Genomic DNA, 6,819 nt, shown 5'->3' with positions numbered 1-6,819 from the left:
AAAAAATAGTCTGGCAGCAATGGCGAGAAGGTCACACCCGTTCCCATACCGAACACGGAAGTTAAGCTTCTCAGCGCCGATGGTAGTTGGGACTTTGTCCCTGTGAGAGTAGGACGTTGCCAGGCAATCCCTTATGGGGCTTTTATTTTGTAAATATTTGATGGCCCCTTGGTCAAGTGGTTAAGACACCTCCCTTTCACGGAGGTAACACGGGTTCGAATCCCGTAGGGGTCACCAGAGTTTTTTCTCGTATAAGAAAATAACTTTCCATGGCACTAGCAAAAATAACATACCATTACATGGAGGATTAGCTCAGCTGGGAGAGCATCTGCCTTACAAGCAGAGGGTCGGCGGTTCGATCCCGTCATCCTCCACCATGATTTTTTCACAAAAAAGAAAGTTATCTTCAATACTTATTATCGCGGTGTGGAGCACGTTCGAATAAGCTTCTTCGAATAAGCTACAGCGCACCGATTGAACTGCTTCTTGAATAGTCTTACTGAAATCGGGGCGGTCTTTCAAGCTAAGAACATGGATATATTTTATCATTTTTACTATCGCGGGGTGGAGCAGTCTGGTAGCTCGTCGGGCTCATAACCCGAAGGTCGCAGGTTCAAATCCTGTCCCCGCAACCAATTAAAATTCAAGGTTTATGTGTTAAACCTCAACTATATTATTTTGGCGGTTGTGGCGAAGTGGTTAACGCACCTGATTGTGGTTCAGGCATTCGTGGGTTCGATTCCCATCAGTCGCCCCATTATATACTTTTAATATTGGGCTATAGCCAAGCGGTAAGGCATCGCACTTTGACTGCGACATGCGTTGGTTCAAATCCAGCTAGCCCAGCCATTTTTTATTTGCGGGTGTAGTTTAGTGGTAAAACCTCAGCCTTCCAAGCTGATGTTGTGAGTTCGATTCTCATCACCCGCTCCATTTTAAGGGCCTATAGCTCAGCTGGTTAGAGCGCACGCCTGATAAGCGTGAGGTCGATGGTTCGAGTCCATTTAGGCCCATAAATACTTTAAAAGAGTGATTACTATATACAGTAATCACTCTTTTTTTCGTCTATTGTAAATGGGATGATACCTTCTTCTATGATTTTATATTATGGGTGGTTACAATAGGAATGGAAGGTAGTATTTTTTATTAATGACCGAAAACGGTGTAAAGTCGTGGAAGTGGTAACGAATAGGAGTTATAAGTGACCGTAAGAGATGAAAAGTTGAAAAAGTGGTAACGAATAGACAACAAGTGCAACCATGTCGGAAACCTCCTTATAATATTTCCGAATGAGAAAGAAGGTTCAATATGAGTTTTAATCAATCAACCATTGAAACCATGAAAAAACGACATTCAGTCAGAACATATGATAGCCAAAACATAACAGAATCGCATTTGAAAACAATTAACGATTACATAAATAATGAAGACAATTTAATAGGACCATTTGGAAGTAAAGGGGTTATTAAGTTGATTCAAGTAACCAATAATGTCAGCGAAAAAGGCATTAAGTTAGGTACCTATGGTTTTATTAAAAATCCACAAGCATATTTAGTTGGAGTAACAGAAAATAATAAATACTCACTTGTAGAATTTGCTTACACCTTTCAAAAATTAGTTATTTTGTTAACTGAGTTACAAATAGGTACTTGCTGGATGGGTGGGACATTCAACCGAAACTCGTTTGAACAGGAAATTCAGCTCAGGGAAGAAGAATTCATACCCTGTATAACACCCATCGGCTACCCAAATCAAAAGCAACGCGTTTTTGATAAGGCACTTCGATACGTTGTAAAAGCTGATAACAAAAAGCCTTGGGAAAAGCTATTTTATGATTCCACTTTTGACGTTCCATTGGATAAACAAAACGCAGGATTACTTGAAGTACCAATCGAGATGGTAAGGCTTGGACCATCTGCATCGAATAAACAGCCATGGAGACTTTTATTAACAGAAGATCGCAAGGTTTGTCATTTTTACATTGAGCATACACCGAATTACAGCTCAAAATTAGGGTATGATATGCAGCTTTTGGATTTGGGAATTGCTATGTGTCAATTTGAATTAGCCTGCAAGGAATTAGATATTGAGGGACGATGGAGTGTAGAAAAACCAGATCTGCTTCTCCTAAATGAGCAAACGGAGTATATTGCCAGCTGGGAAACCCTCTAAAACGAAAGTAAGAATGGAGTAAGTAGAATGCCTCTTATAGAACATAAGCAGTTTATCAAAGCTCCAATTGAGGTTTGTTTTGACCTTGCCAGAGATGTCAATGTTCATACTCAAACTACCTTGAAAACAAAGGAAAGGGCTGTTGGGGGTGTAACTAAGGGACTGTTGGAGGAAGGTGACAGTGTAACCTGGGAAGCTGTGCACTTTGGTATTAAGCAGAGGTTAACAGCAAGAGTAATCTTTATGGAAAAGCCTCATAGTTTCGTGGATGTAATGGTAAAGGGAGCGTTCAAGTCCTTCATCCATATCCACCAATTTACAGCAGAAGGAAAAGGAACAATGATGATTGACCATTTTCAATATAAGTCACGTTTCGGTCCCATTGGTGTCTTAATTGATAAATTGTTTCTAGAAAAATACATGAAAAGATTTATAGTTATCCGTGCAAAAGAATTAAAGAAAATTGCAGAAAAAAACGAATCAAACGTTTGATTAAATGGTTTGTGCCTTGGTATAAAAGGATTTACGAAGGATGTAATAGTACTAATCAAACGTTTAATTAAATTTTAGCTTTATAGGGATTTAAACGTATTAGCCCTTAGATAGCTCGACTTTTCTTTTTTCCATATCCATCGCCGATACAATATATGCAAATCCATTCATTAAGAAGTAAATAACATTGGATTGTACCCGTTCTGTTTCTCCTAAATAAGTATTAAAGATAATAATAACTGAGTACAAAACAACAAAGAATAGAGCGATTTTATTAAAGATTGCCATTCAAACAACTCCTTTTTTAGGATACTTATTTTAATCATATTTCCATATAGCTGAACTTATGCAGGACATGAGGTATTTGGGGAAGGGTTCTTGCCTAATTTCCTTAATTATCATGATAGACAAAAGGACTGATATTTATTATTGGATTTGGGGGAACATGTATGAAAAAGGTACTTATTTTGGGTGCAAGCGGTTTGGTTGGAAGAGCATTAATTGAGGAATTTAAGGACAGATATGATCTATATGGTACGTACGCTTCTACGTTAACGAAGCTCCCTCACGATAAACAGTTCCATCTGGAGGTTCACCAAACCAAAGAGCTGAGGGATATCCTGCGTTCCGTTAAACCTGACATAGTGATTTCATGTCTTAGAGGAGAGTTCGGTCAGCAGCTTACGTTTCATCGAGAACTGGCTGAGGAACTGCGAAACACTTCAAGTAGGGTTTATTTTTTTTCTACTACAAATGTCTTTGATGGCGACTTCTCAAAGCCTCATACCGAAACAGACGTCCCGATTGCAGATTCTGATTATGGGAAATTTAAAATCGACTGTGAGATTATGCTAACAGAAATTCTTAAGGAGAGGGTAAATATTATCCGTATTCCAGCAATATGGGGGAAGGATTCCCCTAGATGGAAGATGATTCTTGATAGCATAAAAAATACGACAGTGATCGATGTCTACAGTAATCTCATATGTAATAATCTCTTAGATTTCCATTTAGCAAGACAGCTCCGATTCATTATTGAAAATAAGCTTAAAGGTATATTCCATTTAGGTTCTGTTGATACCATGACACAGAGTAAATTTTACGAAGTGGTTTTAACAAAATTAGGCAGTGAATTGGATTTGTTGAAATCTAACTATTACCTAGACAACGACAAAACATACTATTTTACATTACAGTCAACCCGTGATGATCTACCAGGATCCCTTCAAACTACAAATAATGAGATTATTTCATACCTGCTGGGATAAATGGAGAACCTGTATTGATGATTTTCAATACAGGTTCTTTTGCATACAACACGATGTTTCATTGAGTGATAGATACAACAGCTCTCGGGCGTGCAGCTTTATACCATTGCTGGCAAAACAGGAAAATCAGGACTAACTCGACTAAGTCACCGCCGTAATACATCATCATTCCTCCACTTTCCGCTTGTTCTCTCAGTACACCAACAGGCGGATGAGCATAAATGTACTTTGATAGAATTCCATGAGCAGCTAAGGAGAGGATTAACACAACAGTGCGAAAAACAAAACTATAACGGTGGGGTACAGGCTCAATATAAAGAATGGATATTGTATAGAGATAACCTGCTAGGAATACGTGTGTATGTACGAGTATATGCAGAAGGAAATTATCCTGCATCGCTGCGTATAGCTCTGTTGTATACAATACCCATAATCCCCCAATATTGAGGATGGAAGCCACAACTGGATTACAGTAAATGCTTACTGGTAAACTTTTTAATATTCGTGATAGCCTTCTAGCAGAGCCAACACGTAATGTTCGCATCAGAAGAGTCATTGGAGCAGCATGGACGAATAGGAGCGGAGCAAGCATTCCAAGGAATAGATGACCGACCATATGCGCCGTGAAATTCTCATGAGCGAGAGTAGCAATGGGGCCTATTAGTGCAGCCGCAGCACAAAGAACTCCTAGTATCCAGCATACATATCGAATAAATGGCCAGCGTTTATGCCGGCGGTTTGAGAACAATGCGAGTAGAAAGTAAATCAAAATTGCCAGGACAAATGGGAGAGCCTGAAAAAGTTCGAAAGGTGGCCCACTAACATGATGGATATGATTAGGTTCCAATTAAGTAGTCCCTTCCAGCACTTTTGATCCCCGGCCAGTTTGAAAAATAAGAATTAACCCAGCAATAAGCAGTATGGCAGCAATGATATTCCATACCCAGTCGTATGGGGCAATCTCCACATTATAACGAATCTGATGGATTTTCATTAATTTGTGTTGGATGGTTCCATCGTATAATTGGAACGCACCCCCGCCCAATAGAATTCCTCCAAACCATCTTTTGGGCCACCATGCATTTCTTCGCCGTAGATCAGAGACAAGAAATGCCCCCGCTATCGTTGAAAACCAACTAAAGGCATGAAAGATTCCATCGGAAACGAGACCAATATCAGGTGTAGACTTGTCATAGAAATGGTGCCAGTGTAGAATCTGGTGGAAAATGGCCTCATCAATAAAAGCAACAAAGCCGAGGCCTAGTAAGCAGCCCGACAAAAGATTGCGTCCAAAATATTTTAATCGTGCGTCATGACTTGTTGTCATAAAGTTCTCTCCCTATTCCACTTTTTTCCTATCAAATAGTTTATCCTGTCTAGATTAAATCCAAACAATGTTTAAGTTGGTTGTGACATATTCATGATTATTTGGCGGGAAAAAGGAAGAGGCAAATATATATCTTCACAGCTTATTGGGATATATGGATACACAAAAAAAGTACGCTTTAACTGAGTGCACCACTTGTCTATGGCAGGATTTAGGGAAGTTTCTTTAGTCAGAGGTTCAGATCAAGAGGGGATCATACCGTTGCGGTTAGGGGAACTAAGTAATAAATTTACCTTTCAGTCTTCTTTATACCGCTAATGGTTAGCAATAGTTAAAGATAATGATCGTTGCGACGGTCTTTTCTTGTCGAAATAACGAAGTAGGTTAGGTGAAGTAGGATTATGGGTAACTGTGGTAAAATATTTTAATGGGTGGGGATTTTAATGGACTTATTCTTTATTCTTAATATGATAAAAAATATAATTTCAACATTTTTTCAGAACGGTATTTGGGTTGTAGGCTTTTTTTACTTTTTAATTAATATATTCGATAATAAAACTCTTAAAATCTTTTCAAAATATATTATTATAGTTGTTTTAATTTTGTTATTTATTCAAGCGGTATTACTCAGTCTATAAATTTCATTCATATTGAATTGAAGAATCAGCTGCCATTTTATCGGCTTTTCTTATTGAGCTCTAACGGGGCAGTTTAATTTAAGGTCGATATCAGCAATAAACGGAGAATATAAATAAATTAATTGAAAACAGGTGGTATATTATGGAATACGAATTAAAGGGATATATAAAAAAAGAGATATCGCAATACAAAGGAGTATTTAAATGAGTGAAAATAAACTGCTTATTACTTTCAAAAGCGATCTTTACAATTATTCATTGAAACAGCTTAGATATATCTCGGAAGAAGGGGTTTGGTCTATTGGACAAATGTATGATCACTTAATTGTTGTTGCCCATGAGTATCTTGATAATATGGAGACATGTGTAACATTAAATGAGGAACAGCCCCTTGGGAAAACCCAGTTTGGTGAGCAATTATTTAGGAACGGCGGGTTTCCACCTATTAAAATAAAATTACCAGATGAATTAAATTCTCCACCCAATAATTCAGACAGTAAGGAAGACCTAATTATCAGGATGGATCAGTTAATTCAAAGAATGGGTCAATGGGAATTGAAAGTGGATTATATTAACCCAAATAATAAAGTGAAACATGGAGGATTCGGCTGGCTGAACGCAAAGGAATGGTATAATTTGATTGAAATGCATTTTCGTCATCATTTGCGTCAAAAAGATGAGTTGGAAAGATACATATTATAGATGAAAATTCATCATAAATTGGGAGCCCTTCTTCAATTAACAATGTGCTCTACTTTAAGTTTAGGTTGCTACGGCAGCCTTTTTCTTATTGTACTCCCTCAGTAAGATACATTTATCTCTCAAATACTCACTTATTCGCAGGATTTCAAAACACTTAGAAGATTAAAGTGGGATGTATTGAATGAGTTTTAGACCATTTGGCTACATGAAGGCATGCTTA

General features: G+C 37.9%; 7 protein-coding genes, 7 tRNA genes and 1 rRNA gene. 12 read left to right on the top strand and 3 right to left on the bottom strand.

Features of this window, described 5'->3' with window-relative positions; all coding sequences use genetic code 11:
- Nucleotides 1–9: 9 nt before the first annotated feature.
- The 10 genes from rrf to M3189_RS26245 all read left to right on the top strand — a co-directional run bounded on the left by rrf (nucleotide 10) and on the right by M3189_RS26245 (nucleotide 2,664).
- Nucleotides 10–125, top strand: a 5S ribosomal RNA gene (rrf, locus tag M3189_RS26290).
- 37 nt (nucleotides 126–162) lie between these two features.
- Nucleotides 163–237 (top strand) — tRNA-Glu (locus tag M3189_RS26285).
- Between the two features lie 64 nt (nucleotides 238–301).
- Nucleotides 302–377: transfer RNA gene (locus M3189_RS26280), tRNA-Val, on the top strand.
- A 181-nt stretch (nucleotides 378–558) separates the two neighbouring features.
- Nucleotides 559–635: transfer RNA gene (locus tag M3189_RS26275), tRNA-Met, on the top strand.
- A gap of 46 nt (nucleotides 636–681) precedes the next feature.
- A tRNA-His gene (locus M3189_RS26270) sits at nucleotides 682–757 on the top strand.
- A 17-nt stretch (nucleotides 758–774) separates the two neighbouring features.
- Nucleotides 775–849, top strand: a tRNA-Gln gene (locus M3189_RS26265).
- 10 nt (nucleotides 850–859) lie between these two features.
- A tRNA-Gly gene (locus M3189_RS26260) sits at nucleotides 860–933 on the top strand.
- Nucleotides 934–939: 6 nt separating this feature from the next.
- Nucleotides 940–1,013, top strand: a tRNA-Ile gene (locus tag M3189_RS26255).
- Nucleotides 1,014–1,308: 295 nt separating this feature from the next.
- On the top strand, nucleotides 1,309–2,172 hold the full coding sequence (locus tag M3189_RS26250; protein ID WP_251639744.1) for a nitroreductase family protein: 864 nt from the start codon (nucleotides 1,309–1,311) through the stop codon (nucleotides 2,170–2,172).
- A gap of 27 nt (nucleotides 2,173–2,199) precedes the next feature.
- The gene (locus M3189_RS26245; protein WP_251639742.1) at nucleotides 2,200–2,664 is read left to right on the top strand and encodes an SRPBCC family protein; all 465 of its coding nucleotides are present in this window, start codon (nucleotides 2,200–2,202) and stop codon (nucleotides 2,662–2,664) included.
- Between the two features lie 99 nt (nucleotides 2,665–2,763).
- Here the strand turns inward: M3189_RS26245 and M3189_RS26240 are convergent, their stop codons facing one another.
- A complete protein-coding gene (locus M3189_RS26240) occupies nucleotides 2,764–2,952 on the bottom strand; it encodes a hypothetical protein (RefSeq protein ID WP_251639739.1) in 189 nt (62 codons plus the stop codon).
- Nucleotides 2,953–3,113: 161 nt separating this feature from the next.
- Between M3189_RS26240 and M3189_RS26235 the strand changes: the two genes are divergently transcribed.
- Nucleotides 3,114–3,932: a sugar nucleotide-binding protein gene (locus tag M3189_RS26235; RefSeq protein ID WP_251639737.1), complete on the top strand. Its 819-nt coding sequence runs from the start codon at nucleotides 3,114–3,116 to the stop codon at nucleotides 3,930–3,932.
- Between the two features lie 58 nt (nucleotides 3,933–3,990).
- Here M3189_RS26235 and M3189_RS26230 read toward each other — a convergent pair whose 3' ends face one another.
- Both M3189_RS26230 and M3189_RS26225 read right to left on the bottom strand, forming a co-directional pair.
- Nucleotides 3,991–4,779 carry a cytochrome c oxidase assembly protein gene (locus M3189_RS26230; RefSeq protein ID WP_251639734.1) on the bottom strand — a complete coding sequence of 263 codons (789 nt, stop codon included), beginning with the start codon at nucleotides 4,777–4,779 and terminating at the stop codon, nucleotides 3,991–3,993.
- A complete protein-coding gene (locus M3189_RS26225) occupies nucleotides 4,780–5,259 on the bottom strand; it encodes a DUF2243 domain-containing protein (RefSeq protein ID WP_251639733.1) in 480 nt (159 codons plus the stop codon).
- Nucleotides 5,260–6,101: 842 nt separating this feature from the next.
- Between M3189_RS26225 and M3189_RS26220 the strand changes: the two genes are divergently transcribed.
- Entirely contained in the window at nucleotides 6,102–6,599 is a 498-nt protein-coding gene (locus M3189_RS26220; protein WP_251639731.1) for a DinB family protein, read from the top strand.
- Nucleotides 6,600–6,819: the final 220 nt, after the last annotated feature.

Origin of the sequence: Neobacillus niacini (assembly GCF_023715415.1) — a bacterium.
In the GTDB taxonomy this organism is placed as follows: Bacteria; Bacillota; Bacilli; order Bacillales; family Cytobacillaceae; genus Neobacillus; species Neobacillus niacini_C.
This window is presented reverse-complemented; position numbering and strand designations above follow the sequence as displayed.

What these genes read in the sequence shown, in the direction of transcription:
- M3189_RS26225 (WP_251639733.1), bottom strand. Translation starts at nt 5,259, where the DNA reads ATGACAACAAGTCATGACGCACGATTAAAATATTTTGGACGCAATCTT.
- M3189_RS26220 (WP_251639731.1), top strand. Translation starts at nt 6,102, where the DNA reads ATGAGTGAAAATAAACTGCTTATTACTTTCAAAAGCGATCTTTACAAT.
- M3189_RS26250 (WP_251639744.1), top strand. Translation starts at nt 1,309, where the DNA reads ATGAGTTTTAATCAATCAACCATTGAAACCATGAAAAAACGACATTCA.
- M3189_RS26240 (WP_251639739.1), bottom strand. Translation starts at nt 2,952, where the DNA reads ATGGCAATCTTTAATAAAATCGCTCTATTCTTTGTTGTTTTGTACTCA.
- M3189_RS26245 (WP_251639742.1), top strand. Translation starts at nt 2,200, where the DNA reads ATGCCTCTTATAGAACATAAGCAGTTTATCAAAGCTCCAATTGAGGTT.
- M3189_RS26235 (WP_251639737.1), top strand. Translation starts at nt 3,114, where the DNA reads ATGAAAAAGGTACTTATTTTGGGTGCAAGCGGTTTGGTTGGAAGAGCA.